Origin of the sequence: Nostoc sp. CENA543, assembly GCF_002896875.1 — a bacterium.
Taxonomy (GTDB): domain Bacteria; phylum Cyanobacteriota; class Cyanobacteriia; order Cyanobacteriales; family Nostocaceae; genus Trichormus.
The window spans coordinates 6,843,408-6,860,484 of record NZ_CP023278.1 but is presented as its reverse complement, the minus strand read 5'-3'; the positions used below and the strand labels follow the sequence as shown (position 1 = coordinate 6,860,484).

Below are 17,077 nucleotides of genomic sequence, written 5' to 3'. Positions count from 1 at the left end.
TGTAAGTAGTAGGATAGGCCATATCTAGGGATAACTTTAGATAGATGGCAAAAATACTGTAAGTGATGTAGATAGTATAAGTTCAGTCTCTTGACCAACTAATACTGAGGTTAAAGGTAAATGATGAAATTTATTGATGTAACAGGAATCTCCTTATGGAGCAAGGATTAAGGCTACTCATTCAATTAGTGATAGAGTTTGCCCCTGTAGCGATCGCGCTCATACAAAAGAGAACAAAAGAAAGTTTAGATATTAGTAAATATCCAATTCCCCAAGCAATTCAAGCATTTATTGAAATTGCTGATACTGCCAAACCTAAAAAAAATGTCAATCCAGGTTTTGAACAAGAGAAGCTGTTACAAAAGCAATTATCGGCTTATCAGCGCGAAACCCAATTAGAAGTAGCAAAACAAGAAAGAGATACAGCTCTAAAATTACCAGAAGTCAATAAAATTCTGGATAGCTGGCCTTTAAGACTCTATCCTTCTCAAATCTTAGAGTCTCATGTTGATGCTGAACGTCCACCACTAAAAATTTTTTTAGCACCTCCCCAAGTCAAATTTGATGAATTTGAACCGAAAACGGAGGAAAATTTGGCATTAGAAACTATGTTGGCGGAGGGAGTTAGGAAATTTGTCAATAAGTATTATTCACTCCATAATCCCATTCGACCCACAGAATTTTTAGCAGGTGCTTGGGATAGTAAACGTTTTCATAGTGAATCTAGCATCAAAGCTCTCTTTGGACTGTTAAAAACAGAACCAATTTTAATTTTAGAATCAGAAAATGATGGAGATTATTTAAATTTTCGGATTGCTTACTGGGGTTTAGGTCAAAGTAACTATTACTATAAAACTATTTCGCGTATACCTTATAGAGAGATTATTCAACAATCTGCTAAAAATCGCGCCTGGGAATGGAAGAAAATCCGCGATGATTTATTAGCTTTAGGTGAAGATATTGAGGATATTAACAAGTTAGGTAAAGATAATGTAGTTAATCTAGCCATTTTAGAAAAAGTAGAAAAATGGCAAGCTCAAGGCATTGATATTAGTAAGTTAGATTTAAAATATCAGGTAAATCAGCAAGACTTTGAGCAACTTTGCCAAGTATTAATCACTTGTCATAGTTTAGTAGCCGCATGGATAGCAGATATTTATCATTTGGTGCATCATGATGTACCACCTTTACTACCAGAGTTATTATCTAGCTTATTAAAAGAGAGTTTTGATTTAGAATCGGTGCAAGCTATTGTCACTAGCTATCAGCAAATTTACGAAGCTTTAGAAAAAGAAAGACTCTATTGGATACCGGAGTTAGCTTTACAATTAGCCCAAAGTTTAGCACATTTACCCGATCGCACTTGGTCACAGGAACAGTTAAACTACTCGATCCACACTTGGTTAGACTTGCATCAAGTCTCAGTGCAAGAATTCGCTAACCCTCTAGAGGCGATGCTATCAGCCATCAAAATTCAGGATGAGGAATATGTCCACAAGTTAAAGGAATACTTTCTCGTTGTCAATGATAGACAAAGTTTTCTAGAGGTGGAGAAACTGTTAGCCGCGATCGCCCACCTAAAAACTAAACTAGCTTTAGAAGCCCCCAGTGTAGGTTATACCCTTAAAGGTCATGCAGGCAAAGTGACATCTGTAGCGATTAGTCCTGATGGTGAGGTGTTAGTCAGTGGGTGTACAGACCAAAATATTAACGTTTGGGATATTCATGATGGTCACTTTATCAAAACTATCGCCGGAAATCTAGGAGAAGTTTCATCAGTTGCGATTAGTCCCAATGGTGATTTTTTAGCCGTGGGGAGTTGTGAACACCCTAGAAGTAACGTCAAAGTTTGGGATTTTAAAACAGGTAAACTCGTACATACACTGCTAGGACATCAAAAACCTGTAAATGTCGTAGTTATCAGTCCCGATGGGGAGATTTTAGCAAGCGGTAGTAACAAAATTAAACTGTGGAACTTACAAAAAGGCGATCGCATTTGCACCCTTTGGCATTCTTCAGCCGTTCATGCGATCGCCATCAGTCCTGATGGTACAATCCTCGCCAGTGGGAGTGCTGACACCAAAATCCGACTATGGAACCCCCGCACAGGTGATCCTTTACGCACTCTTATCGGTCATGCTGGAGATGTGAAAGCGATCGCCATGAGTCCTGATGGACAGTTACTATTTAGTGGTAGTGCTGATACCACTATTAAAATTTGGCATTTAATTACAGGTAAACTACTCTACACCTTAACTGAACACACCGAAGAAATCACATCTTTAGCCGTAAGTCCTGATGGACAAACTCTTTTTAGTAGCAGTGCAGATACAACTATTAAAATTTGGCGTATTTCTACTTGTGAACCTGTACAAACTCTCACGGGACATTCAGAAAAAATTAATTCTATCGCCTTAAGTCCCGATGGTAAGATTCTCGCCAGTGGAAGTTCTGATCAAACCATCAAAATTTGGCAGATTGATCAAATATAGTGAGCTAAAGTCGCTTTGACAAAGAAAGATTTGGGATTAAAAGCCTAGATTTATAACCTATTCCAGAATCTCGAATTTGGTATTAACCACTTTCTTGATCTAAGCTAAATTTTTAATAAATCATTCAGTCTGTAAACCGGAGGTAAAAGAACTATGCTTAAATATCCCTCAATCATTAGCACATCACCAGAAATTATGGGTGGAACACCTGTCTTTACCGATACTAGAGTTCCCGTGCAAACACTTTTAGACTATCTCAAAGCAGGAGAATCGATTGACGATTTTTTAGATGGATTTCCAACTGTAACTAGAGAGCAAGTTATTGCATTTTTAGAAGAGACAGGGAAACTTATTTGCGGCGATAAACATCTCTACGATGACTAATTTTAACAACTTTAACTATTAATAAATTATCTTTAATCTCGTATAAGATACGATACTTACCCACCCGAATACGATAGGTATCTTCTTCGCCCTCTAACTTAACTACGCCATTAGGACGAGGGTTGTTTGATAACTCTTGAATTTTTTCTTCAATTTTAATTTTAATGTCTTCAGATAGCTTTTTTAATTGTTTAGCTGCACTGGTTGTAATTTCTATTTGATAAATCATGCACTCTCTTGTTTATATTGTTCCCAAGAGATAGTAGTATCATCTTTAGCCGCATAAATATCTTGAATATCTTCTTCATCTTCACTTTTACGAATTTTTAGTAACTCTAAAACATCTTCTAAAGTGTCGTCATAAGCTTGTTCTAATTCTTCATAAATAGCTTTGAGTAATGCCTGCCTGGTTTTTGTCGGTTGCATGATATACCTCATTAATTTTTTTTGTGGCTAATCTTTACACCATGATTATTGCCTTTGAAATTGGCGATCGCATTTGTTTCTAGTTTACCAATATATTCATTACTAACTTGCTACTTGCTCTGCTGCCTTTGGATTTCCATTGGAGGGTAATTCTGTAGCAGCTTTCTTCAAATCCTCTGATGAGGGTGTTTTGTGGGTTAACCAATCAAATGTAAAAACTTGCAATTGAGTAAGAGGAATGTCTTGTGCTGCTATAAACCCTGTACCTGGCATTCCTGTTTGCTCACTTACAACCAAGATTGATAATGGTGGTAATTTATTTAGTAAACAGTAAGATTGGATCGGTTCTAGCATTCGACCCAATCCTTGCCGAGGAACTCCAATTAACTTGCCGACAATATCATAAGTTAGAACTTGACGATTTCGGGCAGATAACGCTAATAATGACCAAATTTGTGCTGCACGTTCATAAATAGTCATAAATATCCAGCTTTACTGTAATTAGTATAACTATTCATAATTGTTCCCAAACATATACCAAGGTACTGCATTTAGTTCTAAATTTAATACAATGGTTTATTCTTCCACCAATTCCATCAAATCTTCAATTGTCACTTCAAAAGTTCGAGCTATTTTATAGACTGCGCTTAAATCAACAGTATTTAATACATCACGCTGAACGTAACTTTTGACTGTGTTGTAGTTGACTCCAGAACGTTCAGCAACTTCTTTTAGCGTCCAACCCTTCTGTTGAGCAAGTTCTCGAATTCGCAGCCTAACATAACCCATTTTATGGTTGACAAGGGTGCATATGCGCCCGATAATATCTGTGTACATCAAAAGCGATCGCTCGTCTTGCCTGGAAAACATACAGAGCGATCGCCATTTCTAACACATCCCACAAAGTGGGAAAGTATTCACCTATGATATCAACCTCAAAGCCAAAATCAAATAGTCAACCTTGGTGTATTATTCGCCAACTACCCGATATGCAGCGAATGGTAATAGCAAGGTTTCACCGTCGTCATGATGCAGATGCTTATAGGCAAATTCTTCAGCGACTGCTACCTACAGCCGTTCATGTGATTGTGTTTGACTCCAACGTTCTCGAAATCTCAGGAGAAGTTGAACAGCCTCTGATTAGATAACTAATATAAACTGCCACAAAAAACCGAGTAACACTAATGTCACTCGGTTGACTTAAATATCAATATCAAAAATTTTGCAGGAGCAAAGTATTGCCCCTATTGATCTTTGACTAAAATTAAACTTTAGCAGCAGCCTTGGTGACAGCGTTCAGTTCGCCTTTAGCATACTTAGCAGCAAAATCTTCGAGAGTAACTTGCTTAATCTTGCTAGCGTTACCAGCAGTGCCGAATTGGACATAACGTTCAGCACAAACCTTCTGCATATATTTGATAGAAGGCTTGAGGAAGTGACGGGGGTCAAATTCCTTGGGTGCTTTTGCTAAAGCTTCGCGGACAGCTGCGGTGATAGCCAAACGGTTGTCGGTGTCGATGTTAACTTTACGAACACCACTCTTGATACCTTTTTGGATTTCTTCTACAGGTACACCGTAGGTTTCAGGAATCGCACCGCCGAATTCGTTAATCAAAGCGATTAAATCTTCGGGAACGGAGGAAGAACCGTGCATTACCAAGTGGGTGTTAGGTAGACGACGGTGAATTTCTTCAATACGGCTGATAGCCAAAATTTCGCCGGTGGGTTTGCGGGTAAATTTGTAAGCACCGTGGCTTGTACCGATAGCTACAGCCAAAGCGTCTACTTGGGTTGCTTCTACGAAGCTAACAGCTTCATCGGGGTCGGTTAACAGTTGGGAGTGGTCGAGTGTACCCTCGAAACCATGACCGTCTTCAGCTTCACCTGCGCCGGTTTCCAAAGAACCCAAGCAACCAAGTTCACCCTCTACACTTACGCCCAAAGCATGAGCTACGTTGACAACTTCACGGGTAACATTAACGTTGTACTCGAAGCTAGCAGGGGTTTTAGCGTCAGCTTCCAAAGAACCATCCATCATTACGCTAGTGAAGTTGTTCTTGATAGCTGAGTAACAAGTAGAAGGAGCATTGCCATGATCTTGGTGCATGACAATGGGGATGTGAGGATAGGTTTCTACCGCAGCCAAAATCAAGTGGCGCAGGAAGTTTTCACCTGCATAGTTACGCGCGCCACGGGAAGCTTGTAAAATGACGGGGCTATCTGTCTCTTCAGCCGCCTTCATAATTGCCTGAATTTGCTCCAGGTTGTTAACGTTAAAAGCTGGGATGCCGTAACCGTTCTCAGCCGCGTGATCCAACAACAGCCGCATTGGTACCAGCGCCATAGGTAATCCTCCTAATAATGATTTTTAGCTAGTCGGTGTCAGACAAGCGTAATCTTTACGCTAATCTTAAGAGTTTTTTCAACTTATAGGAAATTATAACTAGTGTGGGGTGTTTATGTTGAAAAAGTTTACGCTGTTACTCATCAAGATGCCCTATACTTGACCGGGACGACTGTAAAGCCCGTTACGTCTGGGTGAAAGGCTTTGGTAGTCTGTTACTCTAGAGTTTTGCTCAATATTGCCGATCGCCATTGCTCAATCAAGTATTGTGAACAGTGTGCTGGCGATCGCCCTTAATCAAGCTGGAATATTTCACTACTTGAGTAACTCTCATCTCCATCCGCAGAAAGATGAGTTTTAGCTGCTTTGCCCTGTAATTGTTAATTGCAGGCACTAATTACTGAGTTTGTATTTTTGCGGTTCTCAACCAATCATTGAGCCAAAATCTGAATAATTTATGCAAATTTTGGCCTATTTATAGCCTATTTATATTAGGAGAGCTTAATGCTAGCTCTGATGTTAAATAGTAAGGGTTTACCCTATTCTGACCCCATTCACCCCATTATCGTCCACTTTGTCATTGCAATGGTGTTCTTTTCTTTTTTTTGCGATGTGGTGGGTTATTTCAGCCGCAATGTGCGGTTTTTGGAGGTCAGTTTTTGGAATATGCTGGTAGCGGCGATCGCGATTTTTGTCGCCATCATTGTTGGACAGTTGGAAGCCGGTTTAGCGCAAGTTTACCCAGCAGTCCAGCCCACACTGAATTTTCATACTGTGATGGGTTGGTCACTAGGGGCATTTGTGGCGGGAATGACAGCTTGGCGATTTGTAATCCGTAACCGACACCCGCAAAAACTCCCTCCTGCTTATCTTGGTGTCGCTACAGTTTTAGTTTGTCTAGTGTTTTTGCAAGTATACCTGGGGAGCAAACTATTTTGGGTCTATGGATTGCACGTTAAGCCTGTTGTGGAAGCAATGCAGCCGGGAATATCACCATGAACTCACAACTCATCGAGCAATTGAGATTGCGGTTGGGTGCAAATGGATTACCCTATGAAATTCCCATGCACCCAAAACTCGTACATCTGACACTAGGCTTATTTATCATTGCCATCTTGTTTGACATCGCAGGGGCTATTTTCCCCATAGAAAGACCCATATTCAAATTCTTAGGTCTAACAGCTATTCGTTCTAGCTTCTTTGATGTCGGCTGGTACAACCTACTAGGGGCGGCTGTCGTGACCTTTTTCACCGTGGGATTCGGTTTTTTCGAGTTACTACTAGCCAACCCACCAGTAAATCAAAAAAGTGATTGGGGGTTAAACGCCTCTTGGACAATGCTTTTACATGGCTTGGGTGGTGTGGTGTTGTTGGGGGCTATTGTCGCTATGACTGTCTGGAGGGGTTGGCAACGCTATCACTCTAGACAAGTGCAGTGGTCTTACTTGTTAGTAGGTATGGCCATGCTGGGTCTTTTGTATGTCCACGGCACTCTGGGAGGGCAATTAGGTGGGGAGTTTGGCATTCATGTAACTGCTGCCAAGTTAATTCAAGAGGGCATAAATCCGAACTGGCTACCTAAATAAAGGGAAATATAAAAAATTTATGCCTAAATTTTTAGAATATTTACTAATAGCAGTTGTGATTGCCATATTACTTGCTTTGAGCCGTTGGATTGGTCAGCAGGCATACACCTGGATGCCAATTCAAGCGACAGCAGAAGCACAAAAAGTAGATGATTTATTTAGCTTCCTAGTCTCCATAGGTGCATTCATCATTTTTGTGCTGTTGGGCATGATGGTGTTTTCTATCATATTCTTTCGCGCACCCACGAATGATTACAGTGAAGGACATCCATCTAGGGGAGATATCAGATTAGAAATCCTATGGACTGCAACTCCAACCGTATTGGTGTTGTGGTTAGCTTTTCAAGGTGTCAATATTTACCAGCAATTACATATTCTGGGTTTACAGCAGATTGTCCAACTGCCGACACCATTGGAATCAGCAGCAGCTTATGCCATAACCACTGGGGAAAAACCAAAACCTGCGGCGGAAACTATCGAGGTATTTGTCAAGCAGTGGGATTGGTCTTTTCGCTATCCCAATAATGTTATTAGTCAAGAATTACACCTGCCTGTCAATCTTCGGACTCGCCTAAATATGCACGCTAAGGACGTACTTCATAGCTTTTACGTTCCTGATTTTCGGTTACAGCAGTATATTGTCCCTGGACGCAATATTGACCTTGTAGTTACACCCATTCGCCCAGGCAAGTATAAGCTCAAAGATGCTCTATTCAGTGGTACTTATTTTTCACTGATGGATGCTGATGTTCTGGTGGAATCTCCAGAACAGTATAACCAGTGGCTAACTCAAGCCCAACAAGAACTAGCAACAAATCAAAATCAAGCTGTGGCTGAGTATACCCAACCACCAACAACCATGTTGAAGAGTGGCTGGTATACTGTTGCACCCAGTCAAGAGGGGATAGCTCAGGAGAATTACGTCAAAAATGACACATGAGATTAGAGAAACCGCACCGCCAAACGAGCCTGAGAATAACTGGCGACAATATTTTAAGTTCAACACCGACCATAAAGCGATCGCTGTGCAGTACATGGTGACGGCTTTCATTTTTTTCTTGGTGGGCGGACTTTTGGCAATGCTCATCCGTGCTGAACTGATTACACCTGCATTAAATGTGGTTGATCGTCCCTTGTATAACGGTCTATTCACCTTGCACGGCACAATCATGATCTTTCTCTGGATTATCCCCTTTAATGCAGGTATCTCTAACTACTTGGTGCCACTGATGATTGGCGCGCAGGATATGGCGTTTCCTCTCCTCAATGCCATTTCTTTTTGGATGATTCCCCCAGGGGGCATTTTATTAATCTCTAGCTTCTTACTGCCCAATGGTACGGCGCAGTCTGGCTGGTGGTCTTATCCGCCTATTAGTCTGCAAATTCCGCCAGGTCAGCCGATTAACGGTGAATGCCTGTGGATTATCAGTTTAGTCATCATCGGTATCTCTTCCATTATGGGGGCTGTGAACTTTGTCACTACTATTTTTTGGATGCGCGCCCCAGGAATGAGTTTTTTCCGAATGCCTGTGTTTGTGTGGTCAGCTTTGAGCGCGCAATTGTTACAGCTGATTAATTTACCTGCTCTTACTGGTGCATTGATATTGCTGTTACTTGATCTCAATTTTGGGACGCAATTCTTTAAACCCCTAGAGAATGGCGACCCCATCATTTACCAGCATCTCTTCTGGTTTTACTCCCACCCCGCAGTTTACATCATGGCACTGCCCGCCTTTGGGATTTTCGCAGAAGTTTTACCTGCTTTTTCCCGTAATCCCCTATTTGGCTATCGCTCCTTAGCTGTTGCTTCTTTAGGCATTGCCTTAGTTAGTATTTTCGTTTGGGTACACCATATGTTTACCAGTGCCACCCCAAGCTGGATGCGGATATTATTTATGTTTACTTCCATGCTGGTGGCTGTACCCACCGGTGTAAAAGCATTTGGTTGGACTGCCACAATTTGGAAAAGCAAACTGCACTTAGAGACACCCATGTTGTTTGCAATGGGAGGTGCAGCCATGTTTTTACTTGGTGGTGTTACTGGTGTGATGCTAGCAGCAGTACCATTTGATATTCACGTCCACAATACCTACTTTGTGGTGGGACACTTTCATTACATTGTGTTTAACACCATCACAATGGCCATTTTTGCCGCCATTTACTTTTGGTTTCCCAAAATTACCGGCCGAATGTATGCCGAAGGCTGGGGTAAATTGCACTTCTGGTTAACCTTTATTGGTGCTAACCTGACTTTCTTCCCCATGCTCCCACTAGGTTTACAGGGGATGGTGCGCCGAATTTCCTCCTATGACCCACAGTATCAAGATGGGAATGTCATATCTAGCTTAGGAGCTTTTTTGCTAGGAGTATCCACCCTACCCTTTATTGCCAATATGGTCGGTTCGTGGCTATATGGCCAAAGGGCAGTGAATAATCCTTGGCACGCCACCGGACTAGAATGGACAACCACTTCACCACCACCAAGAAATAACTTTGCAGAAATTCCCGTGGTGAAAAGACCACCCTACGACTACGGTAATCCTAAATATTCCGTCATAGAACCTACTGAGTCAGACGAACAAAGGCGCAGAGAAATATGGGAGAGATGAATCCAATTCGCAGTTCGCAGTTCGCAGTTCGCAATTAAAATTATGAATCGGCGCACTATTTATATAGATGAAAGTCCTATCCGTTTTGAACGGTGGCGAAAATATTTACCTTCTTGGCTGAAGCGGTTTTTACCTAGTGGTGGTGGTAATGCTGAAGACCATCATGGTAAGGCTATTTTTGGATTTATTGTATTTCTCCTGTCAGAAAGTATCATTTTTTTGAGTTTTATTTTCACTTATGTTGCTTTGCGATTAACCCACTCACAACATTGGCTACCACCTGGAATCTCAGGGCCGCAATTATCTACGCTAGTGCTGATCAATACAGTGGTTTTACTTTCTAGTAGTTTGATTGTGCAATCAGCAGAAAATGCTCTCCAACATAGCAGATTGAATCAATTCCGTTGGCTTTGGTTGCTGACAATTGGCATGGGCAGTTATTTCTTAATTGGTCAAGGTATTGAGTGGAGCAAACTAGATTTTGGACTCAGCACAGGATTAGTAGGTTCTACATTCTATTTACTAACAGGTTTCCACAGTCTGCACGTTCTGGCTGGTGTAATTTTCATGGTTACTATGCTGGTTCGTTCTTTTTTTCCTGGTAATTATCATCAAGGTTATTTTGGTGTCAGTGCCGCAACTTTATTTTGGCATTTTGTGGATATAGTTTGGGTCTTTTTATTCTCAATTCTCTATCTATGGCGGGATTAAATCTTTACAAATAAAAATAATTTTAGGAGTAAGATGATGAATTTATTCGTGCAGGAATTACCAGATAGACGGGCAATTACAGAAACCCCAGCACCAGGCATAAATCAAGATAAATTGATTGCGCGTGGGTTACAAAAAGAGCAGTACATCGGTATTTTGGGGCTAGCGATCGCCTTAATTGCGGCTGTAGGCTTTTTAAGCCGCAGAGTTGAATATGCTATTGTTTTTGCTTTTGTTTTAAGTGCTATTCTGATTGCTTTATTTTTATTTATTTAGATCAACAGTCAACAGTAACAAGATAATTTTTATGAACAGCCCAGTTTATCAAACTGTGATTGTCGGTGGTGGTTTTACCGGATTATTCACAGCATTACATTTGGCTCATGAATCCTATCCCCGTTCTGTAATCTTAATTGATCAAAATGAGCGTTTTTGTTTTAAGCCATTACTTTATGAATATTTTGATGGTGAAATGGATAGTTTTCAAGTAGTACCGAAGTTTGCGGAATTACTTCAAGGTAGTGGTGTAATTTTTGTTCAAGATACAGTAAAGTCAATAGACCTACATCAAAGGCAAGTAAAATTAGTTTCGGAAAATTCCTACCAATACAGCAATTTAGTATTAGCTTTAGGTAGTGTTACTGGTTATCATCACGTTACAGGTGCGAAGGAAAATGCTTTTCCTTTCTGGACACAAGCAGATGCGATCGCACTTGACAAGCATTTACGTCGCTGTTTACATACAGCGTTGCAAACAGAAGATAGAGAACAACGTCAAAAACTATTAACAGTAGTCGTAGTAGGTGGCGGCCCTAGCGGTATAGAAATGGCTGCAACTTTAGCTGATTTTCTCCCCAACTGGTATGCGGCTTTAGGAGGTAACACCACAGAAATTCGTGTGATTCTCCTCAATCATGGGCAGGAAATTCTTGAGGGTGATATCAATGATTTACTGCGACAAATTGCTGAACAGGAATTACAAAAACGGGCTGTAAAAATTGAAATACTTAGGGGAGCAGAAGCCACTGCTGTTTACCCTCATGCTATTGAATATAAACACACTGATGTAGTTAAAACTGTACCAACAGCCACTACAATTTGGACTGCTGGCACTTCTACCCATCCCTTAATTCAAGATTTACAGATTCCGCCAGAACATCGGGATCATCATGGTCGTTTGCTAGTAACTCCCACGATGCAGTTGCTCGATTTTCCAGAAGTATTTGCTGGTGGTGACTGTGCAGCCGTTCAGAATACTTCCCTACCACCGACAGCCCAAGTTGCTTATCAACAGGGGGCGAATATTGCACGCAACTTAAAAGCGATCGCTCTCGGAGATGACCCCCAACCAGCTAAAGTAAATATTCGGGGGACTCTCTTGAAATTAGGGGTAAATGATGCTGCTGCCAATCTATTCAATCTTTTTGAAGTCACAGGCGAACCCGCACATTTAATCCGTCAAGGTACATATTTAACGCTACTACCAACTCCCATTCATGACTTTAAAGCTGCAACTGAATGGCTAGATGAAGAAATTTTTCATCATCATCTTGCGCCTGGCGATGTTGGTAAAAAAGTGGTGCAAGCAGTGGAATTAGCTGGTGCAGGAGTTGTAGGAATTTTAGTGGCAAGGAAATTATTAAAGAGGTTGGGCGATGAAGATAAAGAGAAATAGGTAGTAAGCTGTTGTACTTTTAATTTGCATATTAAGGCAGGGGGGCAGGGTGCAGGGGGCAGGGGGAAAGACAGTTGTTTTGGAGAAGATAAATTACGTCTAATATGAATTAAAATCGGGTAATTCCGTAAACATTTGTAGGGGCGGGTTCACCAAAATCATCGTTAATTGTTCATGATATTTGATTAATCCGCCCCTACCGAGTCTCATTAGCTCCCAGCATCGGCTATTTTTTGGATATCTAAGGTTTTTCTAATTCACATCAGGCGTAAATTTGGATAGTTTATTTTCTGGAAGTCCTTAATCAGAGCAAATGTCATCATTGGATTCTGCTCCCCCTGCTCCCTGCACCCCTGCCCCCTGCCCTCTCTCTGCCCCCTGCCAATTTTCTCTCCCCCCTTGACACTCCAGTGAACTGGAGGATTCAAGATGAAATCAGTCTTGAATCTGATGAGAAAATTGGAGTCTGCATATGGAAAAGGTCAGACTAAAACTGCGTGGGATGGGTTGCGCTGCCTGTGCTAACAATATTGAAGCTGCCATAAATTCTGTCCCTGGTGTAAATGAGTGTAGTGTGAATTTTGCGGCAGAACAGGCAATAGTGGATTATGACTCTAGAAAAACCGATTTAATCACCATCCTCAAGGCAGTGGATGCAGCAGGTTATTCTGCCTCTCTCCTGCAAGAACAAAATCTGATGACAGGAGAGGATGATGAAGAAAAAAGATATCGTCAGCAAGAATCCCGTGATTTGCAGCGAAAGTTGACGGTAGGGGGGATTATTAGTGCGGTTTTAGTTATTGGCTCACTACCAATGATGACAGGCTTAAATCTGCCCTTGATTCCCTCATGGTTGCATAACCCGTGGCTGCAATTAGTCCTCACCACTCCTGTACAGTTCTGGTGTGGTTATTCCTTTTACATCAATACGTGGAAAGCTGGCAAAAATCATACTGCTACAATGGACACTTTGATAGCATTAGGTACGAGTGCAGCATATTTTTATTCCCTATTTGCTACCTTGTTTCCAGGCTTTTTCATCGCTCAAGGATTAATGCCAGATGTATATTATGAAACTGCTGTAGTTGTCATAACCTTGATTTTGTTAGGACGACTATTGGAAAATCGTGCCAAAGGTCAAACCTCAGAAGCGATTCGCAAGCTAATAGGGTTACAAGCGAAAACCGCAAGATTAATTCGCAACGGACGAGAAATTGATGTACCGATTGAGGAAGTAGAAATTGGGGATGTAGTTTTGGTGCGTCCTGGGGAGAAAATTCCCGTTGATGGGGAAGTAGTGGAAGGAACATCCACAGTAGATGAAGCGATGGTGACTGGGGAAAGTATTCCTGTGAAAAAGCAACCAGGGGATGAAGTCATCGGTGCAACCATCAACAAAACGGGAAGTTTCAGGTTTCGCGCCACCAGAGTTGGGAAAGACACCCTACTAGCGCAGATTGTGCAACTAGTGCAGCAGGCTCAAGGCTCGAAAGCTCCCATTCAAAGATTAGCAGACCAGGTTACGGGCTTGTTTGTGCCGGTGGTTTTGGCGATCGCTATTCTTACCTTTATGATTTGGTACAACACGATGGGCAATGTCTCCTTGGCATTGATTACCACAGTCGGGGTGTTAATTATCGCTTGTCCCTGTGCTTTAGGTTTAGCCACACCAACCTCAGTCATGGTAGGAACAGGTAAAGGCGCAGAAAACGGTATTTTAATTAAAGGGGCTGAAAGTCTGGAATTAGCGCACCAAATTCAAACTATTGTTTTAGACAAAACCGGCACAATTACTCAAGGTAAACCAACAGTTACAGATTTCCTCACTGTTGACGGTACGGCTAATAGTAACGAAATCGCACTGATACAACTAGCAGCCTCAGTAGAACGCAATTCAGAACACCCGTTAGCAGATGCAGTTGTCAGATATGCCGAATCTCAAGAAGTTACTTTAGCAGATGTGAAAGATTTTGAAGCGATCGCCGGTAGTGGTGTGCAAGGTATTGTTACTAACCGTCTGGTGCAGATTGGTACACAACGCTGGATGTCAGAATTGGGTATTGACACTCAAACTTTGCAATCAGACAAAGAACGCTTAGAGTATCTGGGGAAAACCGCCGTGTGGTTAGCAGTGGACGGTGAAATTAAAGCCTTGATGGGGATTGCTGATGCCATTAAACCTACTTCCAGCCAAGCGGTAAAAGCATTGCAAAAACTCGGTTTAGAGGTTGTCATGCTCACAGGTGATAACCGCCGCACCGCCGAAAGTATTGCTCGTGAAGTTGGTATTACCAAAGTTTTAGCAGAAGTTCGTCCTGATCAGAAGGCGGTGGTAATTCAATCTTTGCAAGTCCAAAAGCAAGGAAGTGGAGGTGCAAAGCTACAAAAGAGTAGATTTTCTCTTCAATCCAAAATCCAAAATCCAAAATCCAAAATTGTTGCGATGGTGGGGGATGGGATTAACGATGCACCCGCACTAGCTCAAGCTGATGTAGGAATTGCCATTGGGACTGGTACAGATGTGGCGATCGCAGCAAGCGATATCACTTTAATTTCGGGCGATTTACAAGGTATAGTTACAGCTATTCAACTCAGTCGCGCCACCATTGGCAATATTCGCCAAAATCTCTTTTTTGCCTTTATCTACAACATTGTCGGTATTCCCATCGCCGCCGGTATTCTTTTCCCGATCTGGGGATGGTTGCTCAATCCCATCATCGCCGGTGCAGCAATGGCTTTTAGTTCTGTTTCTGTAGTAACGAATGCGCTGCGTTTACGTAACTTCCAAGCTAAAGGGATTCACAGCTAAATCAGCACTTTTGAGCAATACCCTTACACCCCTACACCCTTAAACCCTTACACCCCTAATGCACAGGAGATTTCGCAATGGTCAACAAAACAACACTCATCGGTAGTATAGCCAGTTTGGGGATTTTATGGGGCATGACATCACAAGAAGCGATCGCCCAAACACAACATTCGACACACTCATCTACAACAGTCCAAACCAATCAATTTCAACGTCTTGAACAACCATTAGGGAACAAATTAGCCGTTACCCTCGGCGGATTGGGATTAATAAGCTTAGAAATTTGGTGGTTTTTGCTGAGTAAACCCAAGTCACACCAACCAGTTACCACAGATGGGAAGATTCAGGAAGTAAGCATCATCCGTGATGAAGGATATGAACCAAATCGAAATTTTATTACAAGCAGGAAAACCGGTCAGACTGACATTTGAACGCAATTCTTTTGATGCTTGACTCTCCAGTTTAATGGAGAGTCTAGTATAAAGTCAGTAATCATCATCTTGCTGAGAGTTTAGATCAGTATGTTAGCCCAAGCAGAAGCCAAACAAATTGGTGTAGTTGCCAAGGAAAGCGGTGTACCCATTAAAACCATCCGCTACTATGAAGAACTGGGTCTACTCAAATCATCAGGCAGAACGGAAGGTGGATTTAGATTATTTAACGCTGACGTTTTGGAGAGATTGCACTTCATTAAACGCGCTCAAAGCTTAGGGTTAAGTTTGTCAGAAATTAAAGAATTCTTAGATGTTTATGATAGTGGGCAATTACCTTGCGACCATATAAAAGTAAAATTAGAAGATAAGGTAAAAGCTATTGATGAGCAAATTCAGCAATTGCTGATTTTGAGACAAGAATTATCAGGATTACTCTCTGGTTGGGAAATCAAGTCTGATCATGATCCTTCCGCTATATGTCCAATTATTGAAAGTGAATCATCTTGATTTCCATAACTTTTGTGTTCGTTATACCGTTTTTTGATGTAGCTTGCCATAGCCATAGATACACTTTATTCTGTACTGTAGAGACGTTGTATAAAACGTCTCTAGATCATTTATTCGGCTCAACTTTATAGGGAATTGGTATTAGATTTTTCTCTACATCAAATTGGATTCCTGTGAGTTAAGGATTACTGCTTAGAAATTATACTAATTTCCTTTGTAGACATCCGGTAATCTCCACCAAGGAACATTCGGATGTTCATGATGTTCTTTGTGATAGCCAAAATGGTAACAAGCTATAAATGACCAAAAAGTAGGTAATGGGATACTTCTTGTCTGATGTACACTGGTATATCCTTCCTCAAGCCTTCTGTGGGGTAGGAATGTGCCGAAATAAAATAACTGTATCGAACTAAAAATAGATGGTATTACCCAAAATATAATTAAATTAGCATCAGCTATATCAAAAATGTATCTAGGAACAATATATGCACATATCAATCCTAGATGTTGTTGCCAACTCCAGTAGGATTTTACAAAGTTAAAATACCAAGCAAAAAAGTTTTGATATTGATTTTCATAAAAATCAGGGTCATCTTCAGTGCTAGAATAGCGGTGATGTAAGCCATGTTTTCTTAATAGCTCTTGATAAGAAAATAAGGCGTAAAATAGCACGCATATTCTACCTATCCAATTGTTGACTTTGGGATTTTGAGGAAAAACTACACCGTGCATGGCATCATGGGCAGTAATGAATAATCCTGTATATAAAAATGTCTGCCAAACCACAGCTAGAGCGATTAATAGAATTTGAGTTTTAGCAATATCTAAAGACAATAATATAACTAGACTTGTTGACCACAATCCTAAAATAAGGCAAGCAATAAAAATTCCGTTATTAGTATCCGTTATTGGGGTATTTATATCAAAGTTTGTCATTCGCGTTAGTGGAGATATTCTATTAAATTTAATGTCAGGATTCAGGTCTAACATTGAGTACAAAAAACAATGGGAGACTCATAGTAATATCAAATGCACCTGCTTTCCCCCTCTTTTACAGGGGTGGAAAGCAGGTGATGAGATGGAACATCCTCTAAGTTACA

Annotated in this window: 19 protein-coding genes; 13 read left to right on the top strand and 6 right to left on the bottom strand. The window is 41.1% G+C overall.

All coding sequences use genetic code 11. The annotated features are described in order from the left end of the window. The first annotated feature begins 155 nt into the window (after positions 1 to 155). Both CLI64_RS28805 and CLI64_RS28800 read left to right on the top strand, forming a co-directional pair. Positions 156 to 2,492 carry a WD40 repeat domain-containing protein gene (locus CLI64_RS28805; protein ID WP_103140402.1) on the top strand — a complete coding sequence of 779 codons (2,337 nt, stop codon included), beginning with the start codon at positions 156 to 158 and terminating at the stop codon, positions 2,490 to 2,492. Positions 2,493 to 2,645: 153 nt separating this feature from the next. After that, entirely contained in the window at positions 2,646 to 2,876 is a 231-nt protein-coding gene (locus CLI64_RS28800; protein WP_103140401.1) for a DUF433 domain-containing protein, read from the top strand. Here CLI64_RS28800 and CLI64_RS28795 read toward each other — a convergent pair. The 4 genes from CLI64_RS28795 to CLI64_RS28780 form a co-directional block, all read right to left on the bottom strand. Then, the gene (locus CLI64_RS28795) at positions 2,842 to 3,105 is read right to left on the bottom strand and encodes a type II toxin-antitoxin system RelE/ParE family toxin (RefSeq protein WP_103140400.1); all 264 of its coding nucleotides are present in this window, start codon (positions 3,103 to 3,105) and stop codon (positions 2,842 to 2,844) included. The two genes, CLI64_RS28800 and CLI64_RS28795, sit on opposite strands and share 35 nt — an antisense overlap. Then, positions 3,102 to 3,302 (bottom strand): hypothetical protein, encoded by a 201-nt coding sequence (locus CLI64_RS28790; RefSeq protein ID WP_103140399.1) that lies wholly within the window; start codon positions 3,300 to 3,302, stop codon positions 3,102 to 3,104. Before CLI64_RS28790 ends, CLI64_RS28795 begins: the two co-directional genes overlap by 4 nt. 102 nt (positions 3,303 to 3,404) lie before the next feature. Next, complete coding sequence (locus CLI64_RS28785) at positions 3,405 to 3,782, bottom strand: hypothetical protein (RefSeq protein WP_103140398.1); 378 nt, start codon at positions 3,780 to 3,782, stop codon at positions 3,405 to 3,407. Between the two features lie 96 nt (positions 3,783 to 3,878). After that, entirely contained in the window at positions 3,879 to 4,091 is a 213-nt protein-coding gene (locus CLI64_RS28780) for a helix-turn-helix transcriptional regulator (RefSeq protein ID WP_103126339.1), read from the bottom strand. 134 nt (positions 4,092 to 4,225) lie between these two features. Here CLI64_RS28780 and CLI64_RS28775 point away from each other — a divergent pair, with 134 nt between their 5' ends. Further along, a complete protein-coding gene (locus CLI64_RS28775) occupies positions 4,226 to 4,450 on the top strand; it encodes a hypothetical protein (protein WP_103140397.1) in 225 nt (74 codons plus the stop codon). 116 nt (positions 4,451 to 4,566) lie between these two features. Here the strand turns inward: CLI64_RS28775 and fba are convergent, their stop codons facing one another. After that, positions 4,567 to 5,646 carry a class II fructose-bisphosphate aldolase gene (gene fba / locus CLI64_RS28770; protein ID WP_103140396.1) on the bottom strand — a complete coding sequence of 360 codons (1,080 nt, stop codon included), beginning with the start codon at positions 5,644 to 5,646 and terminating at the stop codon, positions 4,567 to 4,569. Between the two features lie 504 nt (positions 5,647 to 6,150). Here fba and CLI64_RS28765 point away from each other — a divergent pair. From CLI64_RS28765 to CLI64_RS28720, 10 genes are all read left to right on the top strand, one after another. Then, complete coding sequence (locus tag CLI64_RS28765; protein WP_103140395.1) at positions 6,151 to 6,645, top strand: DUF2231 domain-containing protein; 495 nt, start codon at positions 6,151 to 6,153, stop codon at positions 6,643 to 6,645. Next, complete coding sequence (locus CLI64_RS28760) at positions 6,642 to 7,232, top strand: DUF2231 domain-containing protein (RefSeq protein WP_103140394.1); 591 nt, start codon at positions 6,642 to 6,644, stop codon at positions 7,230 to 7,232. Before CLI64_RS28765 ends, CLI64_RS28760 begins: the two co-directional genes overlap by 4 nt. Before the next feature lie 19 nt (positions 7,233 to 7,251). Further along, positions 7,252 to 8,172, top strand: coding sequence for a cytochrome c oxidase subunit II (locus tag CLI64_RS28755; RefSeq protein WP_103140393.1), 921 nt, complete (start codon positions 7,252 to 7,254; stop codon positions 8,170 to 8,172). After that, positions 8,162 to 9,841 (top strand): cbb3-type cytochrome c oxidase subunit I, encoded by a 1,680-nt coding sequence (locus CLI64_RS28750; RefSeq protein ID WP_103140392.1) that lies wholly within the window; start codon positions 8,162 to 8,164, stop codon positions 9,839 to 9,841. The genes CLI64_RS28755 and CLI64_RS28750 overlap by 11 nt, the downstream gene beginning before the upstream one ends. Before the next feature lie 42 nt (positions 9,842 to 9,883). Continuing rightward, positions 9,884 to 10,552 carry a heme-copper oxidase subunit III gene (locus tag CLI64_RS28745; protein ID WP_103140391.1) on the top strand — a complete coding sequence of 223 codons (669 nt, stop codon included), beginning with the start codon at positions 9,884 to 9,886 and terminating at the stop codon, positions 10,550 to 10,552. Positions 10,553 to 10,588: 36 nt separating this feature from the next. Further along, a complete protein-coding gene (locus tag CLI64_RS28740; protein ID WP_103140390.1) occupies positions 10,589 to 10,828 on the top strand; it encodes a hypothetical protein in 240 nt (79 codons plus the stop codon). 31 nt (positions 10,829 to 10,859) lie between these two features. Further along, on the top strand, positions 10,860 to 12,227 hold the full coding sequence (locus CLI64_RS28735; RefSeq protein WP_103140389.1) for an NAD(P)/FAD-dependent oxidoreductase: 1,368 nt from the start codon (positions 10,860 to 10,862) through the stop codon (positions 12,225 to 12,227). 472 nt (positions 12,228 to 12,699) lie between these two features. Further along, positions 12,700 to 15,036: a heavy metal translocating P-type ATPase gene (locus tag CLI64_RS28730; RefSeq protein WP_103140388.1), complete on the top strand. Its 2,337-nt coding sequence runs from the start codon at positions 12,700 to 12,702 to the stop codon at positions 15,034 to 15,036. Between the two features lie 77 nt (positions 15,037 to 15,113). Beyond that, entirely contained in the window at positions 15,114 to 15,467 is a 354-nt protein-coding gene (locus CLI64_RS28725; RefSeq protein ID WP_192881631.1) for a hypothetical protein, read from the top strand. A gap of 90 nt (positions 15,468 to 15,557) precedes the next feature. Further along, on the top strand, positions 15,558 to 15,977 hold the full coding sequence (locus CLI64_RS28720; RefSeq protein WP_103140387.1) for a heavy metal-responsive transcriptional regulator: 420 nt from the start codon (positions 15,558 to 15,560) through the stop codon (positions 15,975 to 15,977). Positions 15,978 to 16,181: 204 nt separating this feature from the next. Here the strand turns inward: CLI64_RS28720 and crtW are convergent, their stop codons facing one another. After that, positions 16,182 to 16,913 (bottom strand): beta-carotene ketolase CrtW, encoded by a 732-nt coding sequence (gene crtW, locus CLI64_RS28715; protein WP_225977451.1) that lies wholly within the window; start codon positions 16,911 to 16,913, stop codon positions 16,182 to 16,184. Between the last annotated feature and the right edge of the window lie 164 nt (positions 16,914 to 17,077).